Genomic DNA, 23,457 nt, shown 5'->3' with positions numbered 1-23,457 from the left:
GATGTGCTCAGAAACATGCTCGCCTGCATCTGGAATGTACTTATTGACGTACTCATTTGTTGTCGACTACAGAAAACTTGCCGCTCTGTCTCGCGAACGCAACGATAAGCTGACGGCTGTGCCCGATGTCCGTGTCACCGTGTAGCTGCCTATCGCTCTTTTATCAAACTTCTGCAAGCGCCCGTGCTTACCGGATGACGCAGGAAGGCGGCCCGAAACTGGATAGCGAACTTCGTCAGTTTCGGTCAGTTTGTCGTCCAGTAGAGCAGACAGTATCGTCAACAAGTTTGGCCGCTCGGCTTGCGGTAATTGACGCGCTCGCTTGGTGTCGTCCGCGCTGCGACGCCAGTAGTTTCCCAGTTCAGCTCGAAGATAGTTGAGTGATGGGCCGGGCGATCAATGGCGGCCACCGCCATCGACGGATCAGGGGACACGTCGCGCCGGCCGGTGGTCCACGATAGCTTGGGGCCGGCGAAGCCGAAGAACAGCTTCTCGTCGGCGCGGCGGAGATGTCGCAAACGACGGCTATTGCTTTGCAAACTGATTGTTTTTCGAGGGTTTGCCCGATATCGCATGGCCCCGCGGCCTTTGGGCTGACGGCCCGTCGCGAAAGGCTAGGCCCGGTGAAGAAATGCGTGGGATTGCGGAAAGGCGAAAGGCGGGGTGCAAGCTAACGGCGGTCAGAAGCAGGTCGGGGCTGTGCGCTCTCGTTTTCAGGCTTGGGGGTAGGGGCTCTCGTAAGATTCGGTCGGCCCGAGTTCGCGCGCTTCGGCGCGAATCGCATCGGGCAGTGGCGAGACCCGTTGACTGCCAATGAAGCGCTCGAGACACTCGGTCGCGGCGGTCAGATCTTTGAGCGCGATCGAACGCAACTGTTGGTCGTGAAGCCCCAAAATCTGTTCGAGCAGTCAAGCGGTCGGCACGTCGATTAACTAGGTCCGCTCTTGCTTCGCGTTCGTCAGCGCGGCGGTCATTCCGAACCCGGCGTTTCCATACACTTGCATTGCGAGGGCGCCAAAGCCCATCTCTTGCAGGTAGTAGGTCATGTAGAGGGCCCGCAGCAATTCATTGCACTGATAGGAGTTGCCTTGCTTCGGTCGGGCGACAAGCCGCTAAGGTCAGGTAAACTTGAAGCGACATTTTCTCTGTCGACGCCATTGGCAGTGGCAGCAACATCGACGACGACACACTTTGCAGTAATCGTCAGATCGATTTACGAGTGGTGAAAGGCGGTACCCCGCCGTCGATGCGATCCCATCGAAGCGAAAGCGCTGTGGCGGACCGCTCAGGCAGCATCACACGCGAAATGCGTTAAATATCCCGCAAACTGGAAATATAAACGACAGGCTTTGAATCAGGGTAAACGTGTCTTGTCGAGAATGAGTCGTGGTTTTCCCTTGGTACCTCGAAACCTGAGACAAGGCGCTAGCGAGTGCCTATCACTCCAAAAAAGTGGATACAACACTATAACTTTCTGAAATACGGATCTATTTGATTCGGACTTTGACCGCATGTTTTCCGAACGTCTAACATCGATTCACACTCGAGGAGTGTCGCGACGGTTAATAACGGCGTGGGTGAATGACTATCGGGGGGAACAGGATGTTGCGGATCGGCGTAGACGTTGGTGGCAGTTTCACGGACTTTGTTTTGATCGACACGCAGAAGGCGGAATTCCGATTCTTCAAGGTCGCTTCCACTCCTCACGATCCATCGACCGCGATCGCAGAGGGGGTGAAGGAAATGCTCCGTATCTTCGACGCAGACCCGGCACAGGTTGGCTTCTTTGGCCATGGCACGACGGTCGCGACCAACATGATCATTGAACGCCGCGGCGTGGCCACCGGCCTCCTCACCACGAGGGGCTTCCGAGATGTGCTGGCGATCGGCAGGCAGACCCGGCCGGGGCTGTTCGATTACTCGGTAGTCAAGCCGCCTGCGCTCGTAGAACGCTACCGCCGTGTCGAGGTAACCGAGCGGCTGAATGCAAGGGGTGACGTGCTCGAAGAGATTGATCTCGAGCAGGCTGCTGAGGCGGTCAGAGTCTTAGGTGAAAGCGGCGTCGAATCAGTTGCGATCAGCTTCCTTCACTCCTATCGCAACCCCGAGCACGAGCAGCGAGCCAAGGAAATTGTGCAGAGACTCATGCCCGACACCTACGTCAGCATCTCGTCCGACGTGTTGCCAGAATTCCGGGAATACGAGCGCACGTCGACGACAGTCCTAAATGCATACGTCGGTCCCCCGATGAAAAACTACCTGGCTCGACTGGAGGAGCGGATCAAGAAAGTTGGCATTCCTGTCGAGCCCTTAACTGTGCACTCCAATGGTGGCCTGCTCTCACTGAAGTCCGTTGAGGAGCTTCCCGTGCTGACGTGTCTCTCCGGCCCGGCAGCGGGGGTCGTAGGCGCGGCCGCAGTGGGGGGCGCCGCAGGCTTCGGGGACCTCATCACGTTCGACGTGGGTGGTACGAGTACCGATGTGTCGCTCATCGAGAAAGGACGCGCCAAGTTCACGCCGAACCGGCTCGTGGCCGGCTATCCGGCCAAGGTGCCGATGGTCGACATTCACGTCATCGGGGCTGGCGGCGGCAGTATCGCGCACGTGGACGACGCGCGCGGACTCAAGGTTGGTCCGCGCAGTGCGGGTGCTGTGCCAGGCCCTGTCGCATATGGCAAGGGCGGCACGGATCCCACGCTCACGGATGCAAACATCTACTTGCGCCGCCTGAATCCCGTGGCGCTTCTCGAAGGGAGAATGCCGATCGACCGGGAGCGCGCGGAGGCAGCGATCAAGGAGCGGATCGCGGTTCCGCTCGGTATCTCAGTTGACGAAGCCGCTTATGGGATGTTGCAAATCGCAACAGCAAATATGAGTCGTGCGATTCGAGCGATCTCGACCGAGCACGGCCACGATCTCGCGCAATTTACGTTGATGGCGTTCGGGGGCGCAGGCCCACTTCACGCCAGCGAGGTCGCACGCGAATGCGGCATTCCTCGCGTGCTGGTTCCAATCGAGCCGGGCACGATGTGTGCACGTGGCGCGCTGGTCTCCAACATCTCGCGCGACTTCGTTCGTACGCAGCTCGCCGTGGCGAACGCTGATACATGGGCGACGGTTCGAGACGCAGCAGAAAAGCTGCGTCTCGAAGGCAAAGAGTGGCTTGAGGGCGAGCGAATCGAGCCGGAGCACCGCAGGTTCGTGCTGTCACTCGATACGCGCTATGTTGGCCAGAGTCACGACATCGTGGTTGAACTCGAAGATGTCAGCGCGAATGGTCTGCGGGCGTTCCAGAACGCCTTCCATCAGGCGCACCTGAGTCAGTACGGCTACGCGATCGACGATGTAGAGGTGGAGATTGTCAATGTCCGTCTGAAAGCAATCGGAATTGTTCCGAACGCCGCATTGATGGCGCCCGCAAAGGGTGAATCGCTTGAGTCAGCGCTCATCGATAGCCGTTCGGTCTATTTCGGTCCGGCGGAGGGCTGGCTCGACACAAGGATCTATCGACGCTCGAAGCTTCCAATCGGGGAGGCCGTATCCGGTCCTGTGATCATTGAAGAGATGAGTTCCACGACGGTGGTTCATCCGGGACAGAAAGCCCAGCTCGACGAGTTCGGCAACATCATCGTCGACTGACTCCCAGCCGCATACCGTTCAATTGCTAATTCTCAGGTACACGACACCATGTCGCAACATCATTCAGCCGACCCGGCGACTGCGGAAATCACAAAGTTTGACTCCATCGGGATGGAGGTATTCAGCAATCGCCTGTTGTCGATAACAGAAGACATGGCCATCAACATGATGCGCTCGTCATTCTCGTCACAGATCAAGGAACGCCGTGATTTTTCGGTTGGACTCTTTGATGCCCAGGGCCGGCTGGTCGCACAAGGCACTCATATTCCGATTCATCTGGGTTCTCTGCTGGGTAGCGTACAGGCGGTCCTCCGACGGTACACCCTCGATCAGATGGTCGAAGGCGACGCTTTTATCTGCAACGATCCGTACCTGGCGGGCGGCACGCATCTGCCTGATATTTCAATTGTTACGCCTATCTTCGAAGATGGGCGTCCGTTCATGTTTGCCGCGAACATCGGCCACCATGAAGACATTGGCGGTCCGATCCCAGGCTCAACCTCCGCCAACGCCCGGTCGCTCTTCGAAGAGGGCCTTCGACTCCCGGTCATACGTATCGCGCGGGCAGGCGAGGTCGATGAGGATTTGCTGAGCGTCATTTCCGCCAATTCCCGATTGCCCGAAGAAAGAACGCTCGACCTCAAGGTTCAGATTGCGACGAATCTGCACGGAGCGGAAGCGGTGCATCAGCTCGTGCGCCGTATGAGCAAGGAGGGTGTGCAGGCGGCGATCGATGCAGTGCTCGCCTACACGAAAGAACGACTTCGCCAGCGCATCCTCGCACTGGCCGACGGCAAGTATTCCTTCACAACCTATCTGGATGATGACGGTTTTGGCGGAGACATGATCCCGATCAGCGCCACCGTAACCATCGCTGGCGACAAACTTTCGGTCGATATGAGCGGCTCCGGTCCTCAGGCACGGGGTGGTATGAACGTCGCTGAGAACGCCTTGAATGCAACGGTGTACTACTGCGTCAAGGCTTTGCTCGACCCGGATCTGATGGCGAATAGCGGTCTGATCGAGAGCGTAGTGGTCACGGCGCCCGCTGGGACCATTGTAAACCCGATTTTCCCCGCTGCTGTCAGCGCGCGAAGCATCACCTGCCAGAAGGTTGCACGTGCCATCTTCGGAGCACTGCGTCCGGTACTTGATGAAAAACGGGCGATGGCGTCCAGCAACGACATTCTTCCGTCGATTTCCTTCTCCGGGTCAAACAGTGGCGGCCGCATGTTCGTCTGGGGCGAAGCCATCGGTGGCGGATCTGGCGCGCGTGCAGACATGGATGGCATGGACGCTATTCATGTTCATGTGACCAACACACTGAACATGCCGACCGAAGCATTGGAGCACGAGTTTCCGCTGCTTGTTGAAGCATACGGTTTCGCCGAAAACTCCGGTGGTCCCGGCAAACATCGGGGCGGCCTTGGAATCGTGCGTGAGGTGCGAGTCCTGCTCGATAACACGGAGGTGTCCTTTCGTTCGGACGGCCACAAGCGGGGCGCAGAAGGCGTGGATGGGGGGGGGGACGGCGGGATGGGGCGCATCACACGCAACTTCGGTACGCCTGAGGCCGAGTATCTCGCTTCAAAAATGGGCGGCATTGTTCTGAAAGCGGGGGAAACCATCCGATTTGAAACCCCGGGTGGCGGTGGCTTCGGTGCTGCGGACGAGCGGTCGGTGGCAGAGCTTGCTGCTGATCTGCGCGATGGAATTATGAGCCGCGAAGTCGCTGAGACCCAATACGGCGCCGCCCGAGTCGCAGAGGCCCTGAAGCTGTTGAGTTTGCCGGCCAAACACGACCCGAACATCGGGTAGCGACGGATTCGAGCAGGCGGCAGGGAAGAGTCCGTCGAGCGCGTTGATAAATTCCTCCGGATAGCACGCACACTATGAACGATAAAACGCAGGATTCAGCTCTTGAAATCTCCCCGGCGACGAATGATCGGCGACGGTTTCTGATAACTGGCCTGGGCGCGGCGGCAGCTGTTGCCCTGAACCCGACGGTAGCTTTTGCACAGGCGGGCACGAAGACGCTGCGGTACGGCCTTTCAGCCTACCCGCCGAGTGTCCAGCCTTTTCAGTACTCGGGCCAGGCTGCTGCGACGGTCAAACTGCAGATTTATCGCGGTCTGCTCAGTTACTCCGACGAAGGAAAGATTGTCCCTGAAATCGCGGAAAGTTACTCGCTGCAAGGCGATCGCATCTATGTGTTCAAGCTGCGTAACGGGGTGAAATTCTCGAATGGCGCACAACTGACCTCGGCAGATGTGAAGTTCTCGTTCGAGCAGATTGCCGCCCCTGGCTCCACTGCATATCTTCTTAACGAAATGCGCGGAATTGAATCTATCGATGCCAGCGATTCGATGGTCGTCAAGATCACGCTGAGAAAGCCGACGCCAGCGTTCCCGGATATCCTGGCTCGCCCCGATGCACCAATCGTGTCGTCGAAGTTCAAGGATCCGGTGCTTGGCCAGGCGCTCGGCGCAGGTCCGTTCATTCTTGAAGCGATGGACCGCGGTGCATCGCTCACGTTCAAGAAGAATCCCTACTTCTACCGGCCGGGGCTGCCCAAGGTCGACGCGATGCGGTTCGTTGTCTATGCCGATGAGAACCTGCGCGTGGCGGCGGTTCAGTCGGGCGATGTCGACATTATTGAATACGTTCCTTGGCAAGACCTGCAACGTCTCAAGAGCAACCCGAGCGTGCGGTTGGAAGCCAACGAAGGCGCGTTCATGTATCTCTGCTTCAACTGTTCGGCAGCGCCATTCAACGATCCTCGCGTCCGGGCGGCGATCGCGCACGCGGTGAAGCGGGAAGATGTGGTGAAGGGTGCGTTCTTTGGGCAAGGCAGCCCTTTCGATGGGTTGCCGATCCAGAAGTCTTCCCCGTTCTATGATCCATCCCTGCAGCACCTGTGGCCGTACGACCCCGACCAGGCTGCAAAGCTGCTGCAGGAGGCGAAGGTGGCCGGGCAGAAGATCAACCTGCTCGCAACCTCGACATACGCAATGCACCGCGACATTGCGCAGATCGTCCAGCAGTATCTCACGGCGGTTGGTCTGGACGTACGACTGTCATTGCCTGATTGGGGTACGCGCGTCAGTCTTGGCAACCAAGGGCGTTATCAGCTGGCTGTGAATGGCGGCGGCCTGGATGGTCTGGATCCGGACGGCCTTACCTCGCTGATCGGCTCTGGGCCTGCATCGTACCGACGTTCGTTCGGCTTCAAGAGCGATGCCCTGGACGACCTGCTTGCGCAGGGCCGGCAGGAAGTCGACCCGGCAAGGCGCAAGTCAATCTATAACGCCGTGCAGCGCCAGGCTGCGAAAGACGTGCCAATCTCGACGCTCGCTTATCGCGTGGAAGCCTTCGCGCACACGCCTGCCGTCAAGGGTTTCAAGAGTCTCCCGGGCGACTTGGATATCTACACTTCCGTAACACTGCAAAACACGTCGCTCTGATTGACGCAGCATCACTTCCAGGACGCATTGAGATGGCTGGTTACATAGTAAAGCGGTTACTCACGGCAGCAGTCTTGCTCTACGTCGTAGCCACTGTGGTGTTTTTTCTGCTCTTCCTCGTGCCTGGTGACCCGGCAGTGATGCTGCTTTCCAGCGGGGGCGTAGCGCCGCCGCCTGAAGCAGTGACACAGTTGCGCGGCCAGATGGGCCTCGACAAACCGATCGTCACCCAATATCTCGCTTATCTGGAGCATATCGCGCACGGAAACCTCGGCAATTCTTTCCAGGATCAGACGCCGGTGTCGCAGGTTATCGCGGAGCGTCTTCCTCGCACACTGGAACTCGTCGGCGCAGCCGCACTGTTGTCGGTCGTGACGGGAATCCCGCTAGGCGTAATCGCTGCGCGCCGGGCCGGCTCATGGGCCGACAGGATGCTCCGAAGCTTTACGTCATTCGCGCTTTCCGTGCCCGTGTTCGTAGTCGGGACGCTGTTGCTGCTTCTTTTCTCGCAGGTACTCGGCTGGCTGCCGGCGGGCGGATTCTCTACGTTCAGTGACTCCCCATTGCGCCATTTTGAGGCGCTTATTTTGCCGACCGTGACGATCGCGATTGGATTCTCGGCGATGGTGCTGCGCATGACCCGATCGACGGTGCTGGGCGTCATTGACCGGGACTGGGTACGCACTGCCCGAGCCAAAGGGTTAGCCGAAAGAAGGGTATGGCGCAGGCACATCGTTCGGAACTCACTGGGACCCGTCGTGACGCTAACGGGGCTGCAGATCGGTTCACTTCTCGGCGGGACCGTACTTGTCGAATACGTGTTCAACTGGCCGGGACTGAGTGGAATGCTCGTCACTGCAGTCGACTATCGCGACTACCCGGAAGTACAGGGTGTGGTTCTTGTCGTGGCGGCGTTATTCATTCTGATCAATCTGGTTGCGGACCTGATCTACCCGATTCTTGATCCGAGGGCACGGAGTAAATGAGCACGCTGAATCTTCAGTCAAGCCGGGAGTTCCGGCGTATTGCAAGAGCGGGGCTCGGCATCGCAATCATCATCATTCTTGCGGTCGCGGCGCCTCTTGTTACATCGGACAACCCGACCGTGATGCATATCGCGGACCGGTTTGCCGATCCATCTTGGGCTCACCCACTTGGCATGGACGCGTTGGGCCACGACGTATTTGCGCAAATCCTCTACGGAGCGCGAACGTCGCTGGCGGTGGCATTCAGCAGCGCAATCATGTCGGCGATTGTGGGCATCCTGGTCGGTGTGGTCGGCGGGTATTTTGGCGGTCTTGCCGAATCGGTCGCGCTGCGGTTCACCGATATTGTCCTATCGTTCCCGCCAATCCTGCTCGCACTTCTTGTTGTGACTTTTGTAGGGCCCGGCGCGGCGACGTTGTCAGTTGTACTGGCCGTGCTCAGCGTGCCGAACTATGTCCGCATTACCTACGGCGAGGTTTTGTCTGTGCGACGGCTAGAGTACGTGGAGGCCATGATCGCGCTTGGTGCCGGCAGTTCTCGCATTATTGCGCGAACGGTGCTGCCTAATATCTTTCCTCCACTGCTTGTACAATTTTCGCTCACGGTATCAACGGTGATTCTGCTCGAATCAGGCCTCAGCTTTCTCGGGTTGGGTGTGACACCACCTACGCCGTCATGGGGTTTGATGGTGCAAAGCGCGAGAAACACGATGACGAGCCATCCCATCGGACTTCTCTGGCCGTGTCTTGCGCTTTCTCTGACTGTGTTTGCCGTCAACCATCTGTGCGATGTGATTCAGGAGATATACGACCCACGCGAGCGCGGACTTGCGCGGTCATCGGGAAGGAAGCGGGCGACGCTGCCGAAGCGCAAGAAAGTGGCTCCCATTCAATCCTTACCCGTAGGGAGTGAGTCCTTCCGGATTGAAAACCTGCACATTTCGGTGCCAGCGAGTGGCGGTGATCGAGTGGCCGTTCAGGATGTCAGCATTGCAATCGCGAAGGGCGAGACGGTAGCCCTCGTGGGGGAATCCGGATCTGGCAAATCGTTGACTAGTCTTGCGGTGATGCGCCTGCTCAAGTCCGGTGTCACCGCGACCGACGGCCGGATCATGTTTCCGATGCCGCGCATAGAAGGCGTTTTCGAAATCGATCTGCTGACAGCAAGCGACTCGACAGTCCGGCAACTGCGTGGAAAGGATCTGGCAATGATATTCCAGGAACCGATGACCAGCCTGAACCCGGTCTATCGGATCGGCGACCAGCTGACTGAGGCGATACTGACGCATCGAAAAGTCTCGCGCCGGGAATCGCAGGAAATCGCGCTGGCGATGTTGACGAAGGTCGGCATCACCGATCCGAAGCGACGGATGAACCAGTTTCCACACGAACTTTCGGGGGGTATGCGTCAGCGAGTCATGATTGCACTGGCGCTTTGCTGCGATCCCGCGCTGCTGATCGCAGATGAACCAACGACGGCTCTCGATGTGACGTTGCAGGCTGAGATACTGAAGCTGCTGAAAGAGCAGCAGAACGACCGTCATGGCGCTATGAGCGTGTTGTTCATCACCCACAACCTAGGTGTCGTCGCACAAATCGCGGACAGGGTCGTCGTCCTTTATGCGGGCCGGGTGGTCGAGGAAGGACTGACGGCAGACATTTTCTCCAAGCCAAAGCATCCGTACACGAAGGGGTTGCTCGCTTGCGTACCAAATGGTCCCGCCAAGCAATCTACTTCGGCGACCGAACGACAGAGACTGAAAGCGATACCCGGCTCGGTCCCCACGAGCCCAATGAGCGGATGCATGTTCGCGCCGCGTTGCGATATGGCTACCAAAACCTGCCTGGTCGAAGAGCCAGCTCTGGAAGCGGTAGGAGAAGGACATGCCAGCCGCTGCATTCGATGGAGAGAATGTTGAACGAGATTCTGAAAGTCGAAGGACTGTCCAAGCACTACGCAGTGGGATCCCGCTGGTTCGGACACGGGAGAAGGGTCCATGCCGTCGACGCCGTCAGTTTCGAGATCTTCCGTGGCGAGATCGTGGGACTTGTCGGTGAATCGGGATCAGGAAAAACAACCCTCGGTCGGACCCTATTGCGGCTGGTCGAACCGACGAGTGGGAAAATTACATTCGAAGGCAAGGACATAACTGATGCACCTGGTCGGGCGATGCGCGCCATCAGGCAGCGCATGCAAATCATTTTTCAGGATCCTTATGCAAGTCTGAATCCGCGCCAGTGCGTCGGCAGTCAGATATGTGAGGCGTACGCCATTCACAACCTGTTTGATAAACGCGAGCGTGCTGAGCGGGCGGTCAAGCTGCTCGAACGGGTGGGTCTAAACAGGAGCCAGTTTGACCGCTTCCCTCACGAGTTTTCGGGAGGGCAACGTCAGCGGATAGGAATCGCACGTGCGCTCGCACTGGAACCGTCCTTCATTGTCGCGGATGAAGCAGTGTCAGCCCTCGACGTCTCTGTACAGGCGCAGGTCGTCAACCTCCTGCTTGATCTGCAACGGGACCTCGGCCTCACGATCCTTTTCATCACGCACGACCTGAGTCTGGTCGAATACATCTGCGATCGCGTCATCGTCATGTATATGGGAAAGATTGTTGAGAGCGGAGCGGTGGCGCAGGTCTACGGAAGGCCTGCCCACCCCTACACGCGTGCCTTGCTCGCGTCGGTACCAATACCGGATCCCACTCGTAAAACAGTTGGCGAAGCCTTGCTGAAGGGAGAATTGCCAACCCCGATGTCACTATCGCCCGGCTGCGCTTTCCGCCGACGATGCCCTTACGCGACTGAAGAATGCACGCGAGATGTACCCCCGCTACGCGCAGTGCGCGAAGGTCACAGCGCCGCCTGCTTTTTCGCGGAAAGGATTATGGATTCGGATCAAGCGGCTTTGCGAGGATCGAGAGGAATTGAGCATGGTCTTGTCGACAAGATAGCCGTGTCCCATTAGCCCCGAGATAAAGCATGGCAACCCCTTCATCGAGCGTCTGCACGACCACGGTCGGCGGCTGCACCTGCTCCCCGGATAGTAGTTCCTGTGTTCCCCCGGGTTCAGCGCGGCATACCGCAAACCGATCAGGCGCTACTACGAGCCGTCATCCGCGCCCGTCGCGAGGACCACCGCCGAGTCATCGCATCGATGCCCCATTCTGAGCGACAGCGCCGGCGACCAGGGCGTTTGCATGATGGCCAATGCATCGATCGCGCGATGATGAATCACGATCCTGACCTGCGTCGTGCATTCGTCTGGGAATCCCCTCTCCTTGCGGCGCGATAGCACTCACTGTCTCACCTCGAATAGCGTGCGATATCGCTCCTCATTTTGCGCGACGTAAGAATCGGTGGCAGGAGGTGTTGGCGGCTTTGTAAATCCGACACTAAACGGCGGCGCAAGGTCGAGTAATTCGCTCAACAATGGAACGGCAGCCGATGCCGGCCGCCGGTACGAGTCGATTCAGATCGGTTCCGAGAGATCGTTGATGTCGCCGAGGTTCGGTGCAGGCCATCGCTGCCGGCGGATCAACTCGATCACGTCTTCGCCGTAACGTAGCCAGATGCGCGTGCGCAGATCGTTGAGCAACTCGTACACGGCGAGTGCCTGCTCCGGAGACCAGTTCGTGTCGATCAGGAAGTCCAGCCCGCAGGACAGCCCAGAGGTAACGGGGTGCGCCTGCTCATGGCTTTTTCTCCGGGCGTGAAGCGCTACGTTTGCGGGCGCGGCTCTCGGCGCGCTCCTTTGCCTCCTTGACGCGATACGACTCTCCCTCGATGGCGATGACCTCAGCACGATGCACGAGGCGATCGACCAGGGAGACCACGCATGCAGCATTGGGGAACACCTCTGACCAGTCAGAGAATGCTTTGTTGGTTGTGACCACCGTACTTGCGGCACCATATCTGCGGCTCACCAGCTCGAACAGCAGGTCAGCGTAACGATTCGAGTAGGCCAGGTATCCGACCTCGTCAATGACGAGCAGCGCAGGTGATGCGTAGTATCCGAGGTGCCGGCGCAGCGCTGCATCGCTGTCGGCGGCGGCCAGATCGCCCAGCATCTTGCCAGCCGTCGTAAAGAGCGCCGTGTAGCCATGGATGAGCGCCTGGTACGCCACGTTCAGTGCGAGTGTCGATTTGCCCACGCCGTTCGGGCCGATGAACACGGCGTTGGATTTCTCCTTCACGAACTCCAGCGCCATCAGTTCCTCGACGGCAGCGCGGTCGCAACGCGTGGGCCAGTTCCACTCGAAGTCGACCAGCGGCTTGAAGCTGCCAAGGCGCGCGGCACGGATGCGCCGCTCCAGCGAGCGGCGCGTGCGCTCCTCCCCTTCCCACTGCAGCAGCGGTCCGAGCCACGGTTCGCCCAGCACCTCGGACCAGTGAGCAAGCAACCCGTGCAACCTTAACTCGCTGGCGCGTTCGCGCAGGATGTCAGTCATGCTTGTCGTCATCGTGTCCTCCGGTGAGCTGATCGTAGATTTCCAGGCGGTGCGGCGTGACCACTGCGTCCTTGCTGCGGATGTGCTCGGGCAGGTTCAGCGATACCGGTGGTGGCGCCTGGCGCGCAATCCGTCGACGCTCGAGTGCTTCGCGCACCGGGTTCGGATGGGGAGCCGCGTCGCTGGCGAGTGTCTCCTCGATGGCGGCCTGCAGCTCGAGCGCGCCGTAGCAGTCGAGCAGTCGCAGCAGCTGCGTGGTGATATTGCCGATGTTGCCGCCCACCTCGGCTGCGCGCAGCATCAGCGCACGCGAGGCCGGCGCGGCATGGGCCAGGTGGTCAAGGCCGCGATGCTGGCGTGCGGCGCGCTTGCGCTGGACCAGTTCATCGATATGGGCACGGTTTTCGACCTGCTGGCCGCGATTGCATCACCCTGGCGTTCGAGCACGGCACTTTTAAGGTTATCGAGGAGGAGGACGCGGGCCGACCCGCCCCAGGCCTCGAACGCGCCGACGTGGCCGAGCAGGAAGCTGTCCATGCGCGCATCAAGGAAGAACTTCAGCCAGATCTGCCTGGACCATGACAGCACCATCACGAAGGCCATCAGGGGTCGACTCGCACGACCAATATGTAGGTATCCGAAGTGGGCCCCGTCGACTTGACTTTGCTCCCCGGGCAAGGTGCGCAGACGCAGATAGGCCTCCGCTGGAGGCCGTGGCCGGTGCAGGGATATCAGATGTCTGAAGTGGTCTGGCGCCCCCTTGTAGCCACGCTCGCGTACCATCGCGTACAGCCGGCTTGCCGTGAGCGAGGGGAACTTCTTTAGCGTGTCGTGGATGAACGGCAGGAACGGTTCAATCTGCGAAGGCCGCTGAACCCCTCCCACCCTTGGCAGGCCCGCCTGGGCGAGCACCCGCTGCACGGTGCCCCGATGCACATGCAGCTGACGGGCGATGGTGCCGCATCGCCACTTTTCCACGTGATAGAAGCGCAATATCTTCGCCTCCAGTTCCGTGCTGATTGTCATGGATCAAATTCCCTTGTTCCAGTAGTAGTCCGAAGCGGATGGATGACCCGGTGTCGTAACGACCCGTGACGTACAAATTCGCACGTGCGATGGCAGAAGTGGCATTGTCTGGACGCGCGCGAGGCACCCGCGATGGTGCCGGTCGGGTTGGCCGCCGTCGCCGAAGTCGGGCCCAGTAGAGCATCAGCGGCGGGCGGGGAACAGGGGTGATGCGTCACTTTCTTCTGGCAGTGACGACAGCGGTGTGGCCTGGCGGCGCGCTGTAACGGGAGAGCCGCCGCGCGTGCAACCCTGCCCGCGTGCCCGCAGCAGTTGCATTGCTCACACGGGTGCGCACCGGCGCTCGGGATGGGCGGCGCACTGGCCGATGTTGTCGAAACCGAAGCCGCCAGTGGCGTATCAGCGGCGTCGGCAGCACAGCGCCGATGCGCTTTTTCCTTCTGGCGCTGGCGATAGCGGCGCTGCCTGGCGGCGTGCCTCATGCGCCCGCGCATGCTGCGCTGGTAGCGCACGGCGGCCATGCGCAGGCTCGCCCGACGCGCGTCATCGGGGCACTCCGAGCTGCAGTAAGTCCGGACGCTATCGCATCCTCTGCACACGATCACCTGTGCCCGGCACCGCGCGCACAGAAACAGACGGCCTGAGTCCGCCATCGGCGCCCCGTAGGCGCCGAATGCACACACTATCGACCGTGGCGGCAGGCAGTGCCATACTGGCGCGGCACCGTCCCCGGACAGTGTGGCGTGGAGGCCCGGCACCGGTCGAACCCGGCAGTTTGCGGTGTCGGGCCTGTTTTTTCGGCGCTGAATTTCCAACGCCGCTCTTTCTACCTCATCCCGGGTTGGCCTTCACGCAAGTTGTGCGTGTATGCGCTCGCCCTACGGGCTCCCGCATACACGCACGACACCGATCGCCTGCTTGCATCGCCCCGATTCCCCGCTTTAAACGAGAGTCATTCCTTTCTCTAAAAATGCGACGCCGCCATTTTTTTGTCGGTTTTCCACCGCCACTGACAGGAGGCGAAAGCCATCAAGTTGGCGGCGACTATTATGCGTGTTGCCTCATGGGATGATGTTACTCCCGGGTAAATGTCACTGTCCAAGTGTTTTGCGATGACGGCTGGCGCTGCGTAGCGGCGCCAGCCGTCACCTCGTCCGCGTCGCCGAGTATGCCGATCGCTGACTCCCTCGCTCGATTCGATCGCCAGACCTTCACGCGGCGGTGCAAGGTGCGCAGCTGCGCGCCGGAATACATGGTGGGAGCCATCGAAGTGAGACGCTCATGCAGCTTTTACGCGGTAATGCCGAGCTTTGCTTCGGCCCACTGCTGTATCTTCGGCGAACGGATCTTCCCGGGTACGCCAGTCATGGGGGCGCGCTTTTCGATGATGCGTCGGCCGGTGCCGCGCGTCAAACAAGATGAGAGCCGCATTGACTCAGGATTTTTGCTACCGAGCGGTCGCTGTTGCCTCATGTAACTTGCTACCCGTCAGAATGCTGGCCTTCGCGCATTCGACGTAAGATATCCAGAGGGTCGAGCGCCCTGAACTGGGCACGCAGTCTGCGTTTGGTTGCCTCTGACACCGAAGCAGCACGCGCTCGAGCGGCGTCAAGGGCGCTTCATAGCGCTTCGTCACCTTCGCACCGTGACGTGACTTCGATTTCAGCTTGAATGACGGCTGGAAGAAGTTGATGTACAGCCACTCCGTGCCGTTTCCATTCCGTAATCTGGTTCGGATGCACATCGAACTGCTGCGTCAGTTCTGTCAGCGTGCGCTCGCCCTTCGATAATTACTAAAGCTATTTACGGATGTCTTACTGGCCGTAGCGAAAGACAGACCGTTCTATCAGAAAGAATCAATTAGGCTCGAAAAGACAGATAGAGCGCACTCGCGACGATTACGAGCGATCCGAGTACTGCCTGAAGAGAAATCACCTCCCCCCAAATCCAATAATCGAAAATGGCTGCCCATACAATGCTGAGGTAACCAAATGAGGCGATGATTGGGGTGGTGAGACTTGCGATTGCCATGGTTAGCATAAGTTGCGCTACACCAGCAGTCAGCCCAAACAGAAACATGTACCCAAGATCTATTAGGTCTGGCTTTACCCAAGCGACAACAAGTGATATCCCGCAAACAATCGTTGCTATTATTGAATAATACAGAACAATTGCCGCCGGCTCCTCGGTTCGAGAGAGTCTCTTGACTTGGATGACCGAACCGGCGCTGAACATAGCACTCAGCAAAATTAGGAGTATACCGAGCGGCGACGAGTTGTCGCCGGCGAACGGTGAGCAAACCACAGCTACTCCCACGAATCCGCACAACGATGCTATCGCCGTCGGTAGACGAAAGCGCTCGGCCAAGAACACGATTCCAAAGAAACAGACGAAGATTGCTTCTGTCTCCTTCAGCGTCACAGCAGTTGACAAAGGTAGATATGGTAAGCCGGCAATGAACAGTCCAACCCCGCCAAGCCCTGTGACTGATCTAAGAAAATGACCAGCTAAGCGATGAATCGTGAGTTCGTTCCGTGGATTGCGGCGCGTCCGGAACACGAAAGCAGCAGGAATTAATCCAAAAAACATCCGGAAGAACATCATCTCGTTTGCCGGATATTTAGTCGAAGTGAGCCTTGCAATCACATAGCTCACTGTTAGAAGAAGAATCGAATAGAACATGAGCGCAATCCCGCGCAGCTTTCTAGTCCGTGCGCTGTAACACCGATCCGTGGTCGTCAACATATTAGAAGACTATCCTGGCATCTTAAGAGGTGACCCAGAGCCATTCACAAAATGAACAAAGGGGGCTGTTTACTATCGTCGAATCCTTCTAACCTTTCCATTGTTTTGCAGACGAACTTGGGCGCTCAACGAACCGTTGCTGCCCACTCCAAAATCTAGGCGAAGCCGTTATCAAGGGCGCAAACCACTCGAGGATCGTCCGCTGCATTTTTCCATGAAGCATGCATGGAAGATCGCCTGCTGCGTCATCTGTTGGCGAAAACTGAAGAACTAATTAAACGCCTGTTAGATGGAACTTCCATGACGTACGATAGTTAGAGCATGAAACTGCAAAAAACAGAGTTTAGTTGGGCACAAAATTAAGAAAAGTTCACTTTTATTCCGAAATAGACATTAAGATTGAGCGCATACTCGATGCGTGTAGTGACAAAGGTTAAGCGGCGCATACCCAGCTACAATACTGGGTTAGCAATTTTAGGGGAACGGAGGGCAGTTCTCGGCTCGGCTTCGCATGAGAGCTTCGTGCAGCGCTCCCTCTACCGGACGAGGTCCTAGCTGTAGGATCCGGCTCTTTAATGGCGATGGACACGGCATCGGGCGAATAAGAAAGGAGATCGTTGAATAGCATCACGAGAAGTTGGAGGTCAACAAAATATGGCAGATCGAATAACAGTGGCATATCGAGCTACAAAATCATCATCTTTCGGATTCCATACTGTTTCGATTCGTCGAATCGTGCGCAGCCGAAGCGGATATGCGTGGATCATCCGTATGCATATTTCGCACCATGTAGGCCTGAGCACCCGAAATCCCGGGTAAATCGGAGCTTTTGACGGTTTCGCGGAATCGCGTCGGCGGACATCCGCGACGTCGAATTCCCGACAAACGGTGCGTGGCTTGTCGCAAACAGCACTCTGATCCGGTCACCGAATTAACCATCTGAAGCCTTGGGAGATTTTCTAGAGAGAGGGGTTCGCTTCTGGGAACAGCTGGGATCGATGCCGAGTGGCGCAACGGTTTTGGCCTGTAACGGGCGTGGGACGGGGTGGTGGTGGTGATCCTGACCTGCGGATTGAAGGGTGTGGACGTGATGTGATAGGCAACGTGGCGAGATCTTATGGCAACGAATGCAAGCTGTGCACCGGCAGGTGATTATCGGTACGATGGCGCGCGGCTATAGCATTGGCGGTCTCCGAGCGCGGCGTTGGCATCACCAGGTCAGCGGGCTGATCACGTCGCCCCTGCAGTTCTTGATTGTCACGCAGGAGCGGCTTGAGTGCCTCGCGCAGTTGCAGTTCGACGTTGTACGCCAGCATGCGTGCAGTCCTGGCAGCGTGCGTGGGAGAACGTCACGCCGTTCTTCGTGTTCCCGCCGGAGATACGCGGCGTCGTCTACACCACAAATGCCATCGAGAGTTTGAACATGCAGTTGCGCAAGATCATCAAGACTCGCGGGCACTTCCCCAACGATGAGGCCGCCATCAAACTGCTCTGGCTGGCGCTACGCAATGTGCTGGCAAAGTCCGTACGGGCAACGTTTGACTGGAAGTCCGCGATGAACCAGTTTGCTATCCTGTTTGGCGAGCGCTTTACGCTCGCGCGTGGATGAAATCTTTTTTAAACGCCTCGCACACGAAAATGCGGACAGGCTCAACTGGTCAAGGGGCCGATGTCGCCTGCTGAGGTCCGGGACCTGATGCTGGCTTTCAACAAGGCCGTCATCGAGCGCGCCATGGGCGCCGAGATGAACATGCATCTGGGCTACTGCAATGAACTGAAGACGCGTGATTGCCAGGACATCCTGATTGCCGTGGTCGACGGGCTGAAGTGACTGGCCGGGGCGATTGGTGCGGCCTATCCCCAAACGGCCGTGCAGACATGCATCGTGCACCTGATCCGCAATAGCCTGGAGTACGCGAGCTACAAGGACCGCAAGGTCGTCGCCGCGGCGCTGCGTCGGATCTACGCCGCAGTGAGCGAACAGGCTGCCAGGCAAGCGCTGCAGGTCTTCGCTGAAGGGCCATGGGAAACGAAGCATCCAACTATCGTGCAGTCCTGGCAGCGTGCGTGGGAGAACGTCACGCCGTTCTTCGTGTTCCCGCCAGAGATACGCCGCGTCGTCTACAGTCTACGCCACGAATACCATCGAGTCTGAACATGCAGCTGCGCAAGATCATCAAGACTCGCGGGCACTTCCCCAACGACGATACCGCCTCGGAGCTGCTCTGGCTGGCGTTATGCAATCTCCTGGCAAAGTCCGTACGGGCAACGCTGCAGGCTGCGCCAGGTGGAGAGACGTCGAAGAAATGGCGCGAAGTCGCGCCACTTCTTGCTCAGCAATGTTTCAGTTGCTCAAAGTTTGGTCTAGCCTTTCCGCATAGATGACTTGTCGGCGGCGGTTGAACGCATTTGCCGCACGAGCACCTTGCGAACTCGAAACCGATTGAAGATGGTGGTCTTTCATATTTGCGACATGCTCCGTTTTGGCGATGTATCGCGCCTTCTTCTTTCTTGCGCGATTGGCGCGTTTGTTGCATACGGCCATTTGCCGACGCAGACTACCGAACGGCGTTCAACTGTGCATTACACCGCCATATGGCGGCGTCACAGAAAAGTATTGTTTCTTTGAGCGGAGAAGCTATGTCATTAAGATTTCCAGTTTCAATCATCGGCGCCGGTAATTGTGGATGCGCGTTCGCGGCCGATTTGGCTAGTCGTGGATTCGAAGTCCTCCTTTACGGACATCCCGATCATCGCCATAATATTGACTCGATCCGAGCGAAAGGTAGCTTGATCGCTAGCATGGCGATCACAGGGGAGTTTTATCCAACCGTAACCACTAATATTGCCGAGGCTGTTGAGTTTTCGCGCTTTCTTGTGGTTGCTATTCCGGCGTATGCGCAGGAGGGCCTCATTCAAAATCTTAAACGATTCGATTTGAGTCGTCATGTCATTATAGTCAACAATGCCAATTTCTTTGCGCCGATGGGTTCGAAAGAGTTGAACCCGCAAGCAATTTTGGAGACCAACGCTTCTCCCTATGCGTCATCAGTTAGAGACGGGGAAATTCGGATCACAGGCATCAAGAATAATTTGCCAATTGCTGCGTTTTCAAATTCTATGGAGGAAAAACAGTTGTTGCAAATTACTGAAATATTTCCAAAAAAACTCGTGTGGTGGGATAACATTTTCGCAATTGGAATGCAGTCGAATAATGGCGTCATCCATCCTGTTGGGGGTATTTTAAATACAGGATGGATAGAAAGCACGAAAGGAGATTTTTTCTTTTACCGTGACGGGATCTCACCTTCCGTCGGAAGAGTGGTCGAGGATTTGGACCATGAACGCCTGAGAATCGGGGAAGCCCTCGGCTTTCGGCTACAGACAGTCCTAGAAGAAATGATTGGCTTTTACGGTGGAGATTGTGCCAGTTTCTCGGAGTTCGCTTTTCAATCTAAAGTTCATAACTCGGCGAAAGTTAAAACACCTACCCATATGAAAAATAGGTATATATGCGAAGATGTGCCATATATCTTGGTCCCGTGGCACGAACTCGGTACCAGGTTGGGAATAGAGTCTCCGACAATTAAAGCTGTGGTGGAAATAGCCTCGTCCATCAACGGAGTCAACTATTTTCAAAGTGGCCGTAATCTGAATCGCCTCGGCGTAGCTCACATGACGAAGGCGGAGCTTTTGCAGTTTGTCGATAACGCGACCTTCCGATTTCCATTAGAAGCGACTGAATTCATAGATCGCTCCGGTATCGTCGATTAAATCCATCAACGCCAAGAGAGGTTTGCGTTGGAAATTCGGGCAGTGGCATAAGTGGCGCGACTGGTCTCTGAGACCAGGCATAATGCCGACAACAGAAACCAGACGATGACCAAACGAACCTGGCGTACTCAATCAGCGCGTTCAAAGCGAAGGCGCCAGCCCTGCCAGCGACGTACCTCATATTGATCGTAAGCTGTGATTTCAGCACACCGAACAAAGAGTCGGATCTGAATAATTCATTTTGCGCGGCGCGGCCATCATGCCGTGAAGACGACAGTGGGCGAGCGGTTGCGCAAGGCGATCAGAATGAGGGCGTAAAAAAGCCGGAGTTTTCTGAGGATCATGCGCAGGTTGTGGCCGGCGCCGCACAGCACCGCATGCATCGCGTCGCCGAGCGCACCTTTGAGCCAGTTGCGGTCGAGTTTTCCATCTGTCTTCATGTGGCCAATGGCTGGCTCGATCGCGCTGCGCCCCGTCTGATCATCGCGCGTAATCCTCGCGTGATGCCCCGCCGCAGGCCCCGGTGGTAGATCTTCACACCATCGACGGCGACACCCTTGTAGCCACGGTCGACGATGGCGACCTCCGGCGTAGCGTCGCACAGGATTGCCGCCTGCTCTAGCGCTTCAGCCAGCGTGTGCCCATCGTACGGATTGCCTGGCATCGAGCGATATATCAATCGTAAGCGATCCATTATCGACGTCTCCAACAGTGCTCTGAGCGGGGAGCATAAGTGTCCACCTACCGTTGAAGGTGGACACCTATGGCCGACAAAGACTCAGAGTTAAAAGTAGTTCGCAAGAGTGCCGACGGCCGTCGGCGCTACGACGAGAAGAGCAAGCGGGTACTGATCGAGGCGGCGTTGCAGCCGGGCGTATCCGTGGCCCGGTTGGCGCAGGAGCACGGAGTCAATGCCAACCTGTTGCGCAAGTGGATCACGAAGTTCTTGATGGAGCGCGAGCAAGGCATCTTGCCAATACAGCACGCCGGTGATGACACCGCCGCGCCGGATGAGGTTGATGGCGTGGCCATCAACCAGTCGGATTCGCGTGAGCTCGTCGCCACCGCTGCTGCACTTGCCGCGTTCGTGCCGGTCGTTTCGATACCGACTGCGCCGGTGCCGACACCGCCGCCTTCGTCCATGGCGCTCGCGCTGCATGTGCGACTGGCCAACGGTGTCGAGCTCGAGATGGGCAAAGCCATCGCGACCATCGACGAACTGACCACCCTGGTCCAGATTCTGGGGAGGATGCCGTGTTCCGGTTCGACGAAAACCTGAAGGTGTACTTGCATCGCGATCCTGTCGATTTCCGCTACGGCATGAACAGCCTCTCGATTCTCGTCGAGCAGGTCATGCATCTGAACCCGATGGATTCCTCTCTTTATATCTTCGGAAACCGCCGTCGTGACAGGGTCAAGATTATCGGCTTGGATGGATGCGGTTTCTGGTTGATGACAAAACGCCTTGAAACAAGCCGTTTTATCTGGCCCGACAGGAAGACCGAAGTCGTGGCATTGACTCCACACCCGCGGCAGGAATATTTACGCGTAAGCTGAACATGGGGCCGGCATGCGTGGTCTAATCCGGCATGCCCGCCCAGATCACGATCTCCGCCGAGGAACTCAGTGCATTACTCGCCATGCGCGAGGCGTATGCCACCCTTGAACGCGAGCACGAAGAAACCCGCAGCATGCTGCGTCTGGTGAGCGCGGAGCGCGACCTGGCCGAGGAACGGCTTCGTGCCTACCGGCGTGAGCTGTTTGGCGCAAAGAGCGAAGTACGGGACTCGGAACAGTTCGGGTTGTTCAACGAAGCTGAGGCGCTTGGCGCGAATGCGGCACCCGCCTAGGAAGATACACCCGAAACGAAGGTCGGTGCGCATACACGCAAAAAGCGCGGCCACCGCAAGCCGCTTGACCCCAGTCTGCCCCGCGAGATCCGGCGGCACGAGCTTCCGGAAGCCGAGCGTTTCTGCAGCAACGACGGCCATGCGCTGGTCGAGTTCGGCGTGGAAATCAGCGAACAACTCGACGTGATTCCCGAGCAGTTGCGCGTGATCCAGCACCAGCGCGTCAAGTATGCCTGCCCGTGCTGTGATCTGGGCATCAAGGTCACGCCGGCGCCGTCGCGCATCATCCCACGAGGACTACTGACCGAATCAGCGCTTGCCTGGATCGCGGCGGGAAAATTCCAGTTTGGCATGCCGTTGTATCGCCAGGCTGGTCTGCTTCGCCGCTTCGGAGGCGATAACTCGTCGCGCGAGACGTTACTTCGTCAAGGCAGAGGAAAATGTTCCCAAGGCAGCACGTACGCCAGATCTGCTCGCAACACGCTTCATCAAACTGTTTGGCAAGTTGTTTGCCGCCGAGGCATGCAGTAAAACGTGGAATGCAGGGCGGCGTCAGCGCCTGCGGCAACGCTATAGCGTCCGCGTACTCCAGGCCATCAAGGATCTCATGATCGAGCAGTCTCCGGGAGTGCTGCCCCAGAGCCTGCTCGGCAGGGCACTGACCTATCTACGTGAGCAGTGGCCGAAGCTTGTGCGTTACCTCGAGAACGGCGACTGGCCGGCATCGAACAATTGGCTTCATGCCGCTAGCGGCATGACAAGCTATGTACTAAACCGCTGACGCGGTAGTGGGAGGGAAGCGGAGGTCAGTGCCTAGCGTTCGGCCAGGACGGTTATCGGATGCCGGGCCACGAGGAAAGGACGAGCAGGCGGCCAGGAGCAGCATTGAGGTGCCCGACCGGGCATGCCATCCCCTGTCTCCTGGAGGTCCGCCATGACACTGCTCCGCCAACGCATGCTGCATGACATGCAGATCCGCAACCTTGCGGATAATACACAGAAGTCCTATCTGATTCAGGTATCCAGTTTCGCCCGGCACTTCCGCCGCTCGCCCGAACTGCTAGGACCCGAGGAGATCCGCGCCTGGCTCGTCTACCTCCGCGAAGAACGCAAGCTGGCGCCCGCCAGTCTCGGCGCAACGATCGGCGCACTGCGTTTCCTCTACCGGGTGACGCTCAAACGTGACTGGAGCGACGAGGATTTCCCGCTGCCGAAGAAGCCGTTCAGACTACCGGTCGTCCTGAGCCTCGAGGAGATCACCACCTTCTTCGACTCCATTCCCAGCCTGAAGCACCGGGCCATTCTGATGCTTGCCTACGCAGCCGGCCTGCGGGTGTCGGAAGTCGTCCACCTGAAGGTCACCGACATCGACAGCAAGCGCATGGTCATCCGTGTGAACCAGGGCAAGGGCCACAAATGTTCGCGAGGACATTTGCGGCCAAATGTTTTGCCGAAACTCATGTTGTGAATCCGCCGAAGTGTGCCGTGAACGCTGCTTTTGCCTTGCATTGACAACACATAACTT

The 23,457-nt window shown here is 57.9% G+C and carries 17 protein-coding genes and 5 pseudogenes; 13 read left to right on the top strand and 9 right to left on the bottom strand.

The window, feature by feature from the left end; all coding sequences use genetic code 11:
- Window positions 1-278 precede the first annotated feature (278 nt).
- Window positions 279-575 carry a hypothetical protein gene (locus AABE10_RS29680; RefSeq protein WP_342936748.1) on the bottom strand — a complete coding sequence of 99 codons (297 nt, stop codon included), beginning with the start codon at window positions 573-575 and terminating at the stop codon, window positions 279-281.
- Between the two features lie 138 nt (window positions 576-713).
- Entirely contained in the window at window positions 714-872 is a 159-nt protein-coding gene (locus AABE10_RS29675; RefSeq protein WP_342936747.1) for a hypothetical protein, read from the bottom strand.
- Window positions 873-1,602: 730 nt separating this feature from the next.
- Between AABE10_RS29675 and AABE10_RS29670 the strand changes: the two genes are divergently transcribed.
- The 6 genes from AABE10_RS29670 to AABE10_RS29645 all read left to right on the top strand — a co-directional run bounded on the left by AABE10_RS29670 (window position 1,603) and on the right by AABE10_RS29645 (window position 11,054).
- Window positions 1,603-3,639, top strand: coding sequence for a hydantoinase/oxoprolinase family protein (locus AABE10_RS29670; RefSeq protein ID WP_342936746.1), 2,037 nt, complete (start codon window positions 1,603-1,605; stop codon window positions 3,637-3,639).
- A 48-nt stretch (window positions 3,640-3,687) separates the two neighbouring features.
- Window positions 3,688-5,457, top strand: coding sequence for a hydantoinase B/oxoprolinase family protein (locus tag AABE10_RS29665; RefSeq protein WP_342936745.1), 1,770 nt, complete (start codon window positions 3,688-3,690; stop codon window positions 5,455-5,457).
- Window positions 5,458-5,531: 74 nt separating this feature from the next.
- Entirely contained in the window at window positions 5,532-7,103 is a 1,572-nt protein-coding gene (locus AABE10_RS29660) for an ABC transporter substrate-binding protein (protein WP_342936744.1), read from the top strand.
- 32 nt (window positions 7,104-7,135) lie between these two features.
- Window positions 7,136-8,089 carry an ABC transporter permease gene (locus AABE10_RS29655; RefSeq protein WP_342936743.1) on the top strand — a complete coding sequence of 318 codons (954 nt, stop codon included), beginning with the start codon at window positions 7,136-7,138 and terminating at the stop codon, window positions 8,087-8,089.
- Window positions 8,086-10,008, top strand: coding sequence for a dipeptide/oligopeptide/nickel ABC transporter permease/ATP-binding protein (locus AABE10_RS29650; RefSeq protein ID WP_342936742.1), 1,923 nt, complete (start codon window positions 8,086-8,088; stop codon window positions 10,006-10,008). Before AABE10_RS29655 ends, AABE10_RS29650 begins: the two co-directional genes overlap by 4 nt.
- Complete coding sequence (locus AABE10_RS29645; RefSeq protein WP_428983410.1) at window positions 10,002-11,054, top strand: ABC transporter ATP-binding protein; 1,053 nt, start codon at window positions 10,002-10,004, stop codon at window positions 11,052-11,054. Before AABE10_RS29650 ends, AABE10_RS29645 begins: the two co-directional genes overlap by 7 nt.
- 504 nt (window positions 11,055-11,558) lie before the next feature.
- On the opposite strand, the gene AABE10_RS29640 is transcribed toward AABE10_RS29645, so the two are convergent.
- The 6 genes and pseudogenes from AABE10_RS29640 to AABE10_RS36490 all read right to left on the bottom strand — a co-directional run.
- Complete coding sequence (locus AABE10_RS29640; protein WP_342936740.1) at window positions 11,559-11,693, bottom strand: hypothetical protein; 135 nt, start codon at window positions 11,691-11,693, stop codon at window positions 11,559-11,561.
- Between the two features lie 85 nt (window positions 11,694-11,778).
- Entirely contained in the window at window positions 11,779-12,537 is a 759-nt protein-coding gene (gene istB, locus AABE10_RS29635) for an IS21-like element helper ATPase IstB (RefSeq protein WP_428983409.1), read from the bottom strand.
- Window positions 12,530-12,838 (bottom strand): hypothetical protein, encoded by a 309-nt coding sequence (locus AABE10_RS29630; RefSeq protein ID WP_342936738.1) that lies wholly within the window; start codon window positions 12,836-12,838, stop codon window positions 12,530-12,532. Before AABE10_RS29630 ends, istB begins: the two co-directional genes overlap by 8 nt.
- On the bottom strand, window positions 12,838-13,563 hold the full coding sequence (locus tag AABE10_RS29625) for a hypothetical protein (RefSeq protein WP_342936737.1): 726 nt from the start codon (window positions 13,561-13,563) through the stop codon (window positions 12,838-12,840). The genes AABE10_RS29630 and AABE10_RS29625 overlap by 1 nt, the downstream gene beginning before the upstream one ends.
- 1,860 nt (window positions 13,564-15,423) lie before the next feature.
- On the bottom strand, window positions 15,424-16,308 hold the full coding sequence (locus AABE10_RS29620) for a DMT family transporter (protein WP_342936736.1): 885 nt from the start codon (window positions 16,306-16,308) through the stop codon (window positions 15,424-15,426).
- A 931-nt stretch (window positions 16,309-17,239) separates the two neighbouring features.
- Window positions 17,240-17,624, bottom strand: a pseudogene (locus tag AABE10_RS36490) (hypothetical protein); the annotation flags it as partial.
- On the opposite strand from AABE10_RS36490, the pseudogene AABE10_RS29610 reads away from it, so the two are divergent.
- The 3 genes and pseudogenes from AABE10_RS29610 to AABE10_RS29600 form a co-directional block, all read left to right on the top strand.
- Window positions 17,618-17,917, top strand: a pseudogene (locus tag AABE10_RS29610) (transposase); the annotation flags it as partial. The pseudogenes AABE10_RS36490 and AABE10_RS29610 overlap by 7 nt on opposite strands.
- Window positions 17,918-18,028: 111 nt before the next feature.
- Window positions 18,029-18,576 (top strand): annotated as a pseudogene (locus tag AABE10_RS29605) (IS256 family transposase); the annotation flags it as partial.
- 372 nt (window positions 18,577-18,948) lie between these two features.
- Window positions 18,949-20,082, top strand: a complete 1,134-nt coding sequence (locus AABE10_RS29600; RefSeq protein WP_342936734.1) for an NAD/NADP-dependent octopine/nopaline dehydrogenase family protein — start codon at window positions 18,949-18,951, stop codon at window positions 20,080-20,082.
- A gap of 257 nt (window positions 20,083-20,339) precedes the next feature.
- Here the strand turns inward: AABE10_RS29600 and AABE10_RS29595 are convergent.
- A pseudogene (locus AABE10_RS29595) lies at window positions 20,340-20,752 on the bottom strand (IS5/IS1182 family transposase); the annotation flags it as partial.
- Window positions 20,753-20,845: 93 nt separating this feature from the next.
- Here AABE10_RS29595 and AABE10_RS29590 point away from each other — a divergent pair.
- The 4 genes and pseudogenes from AABE10_RS29590 (at window position 20,846) to AABE10_RS29575 (ending at window position 23,400) form a co-directional block, all read left to right on the top strand.
- Window positions 20,846-21,361: a transposase gene (locus AABE10_RS29590; protein ID WP_342936733.1), complete on the top strand. Its 516-nt coding sequence runs from the start codon at window positions 20,846-20,848 to the stop codon at window positions 21,359-21,361.
- Window positions 21,337-21,639 (top strand): IS66 family insertion sequence element accessory protein TnpB, encoded by a 303-nt coding sequence (tnpB, locus tag AABE10_RS29585; RefSeq protein WP_342936732.1) that lies wholly within the window; start codon window positions 21,337-21,339, stop codon window positions 21,637-21,639. The genes AABE10_RS29590 and tnpB overlap by 25 nt, the downstream gene beginning before the upstream one ends.
- A 32-nt stretch (window positions 21,640-21,671) precedes the next feature.
- Window positions 21,672-22,665 (top strand): annotated as a pseudogene (locus tag AABE10_RS29580) (IS66 family transposase); the annotation flags it as partial.
- A gap of 201 nt (window positions 22,666-22,866) precedes the next feature.
- Window positions 22,867-23,400, top strand: a complete 534-nt coding sequence (locus tag AABE10_RS29575; RefSeq protein WP_342936731.1) for a tyrosine-type recombinase/integrase — start codon at window positions 22,867-22,869, stop codon at window positions 23,398-23,400.
- The last annotated feature ends 57 nt before the right edge of the window (window positions 23,401-23,457 follow it).

Source organism: Paraburkholderia diazotrophica, from assembly GCF_038900755.1.
Lineage (GTDB): Bacteria > Pseudomonadota > Gammaproteobacteria > Burkholderiales > Burkholderiaceae > Paraburkholderia > Paraburkholderia diazotrophica_A.
This window is presented reverse-complemented; position numbering and strand designations above follow the sequence as displayed.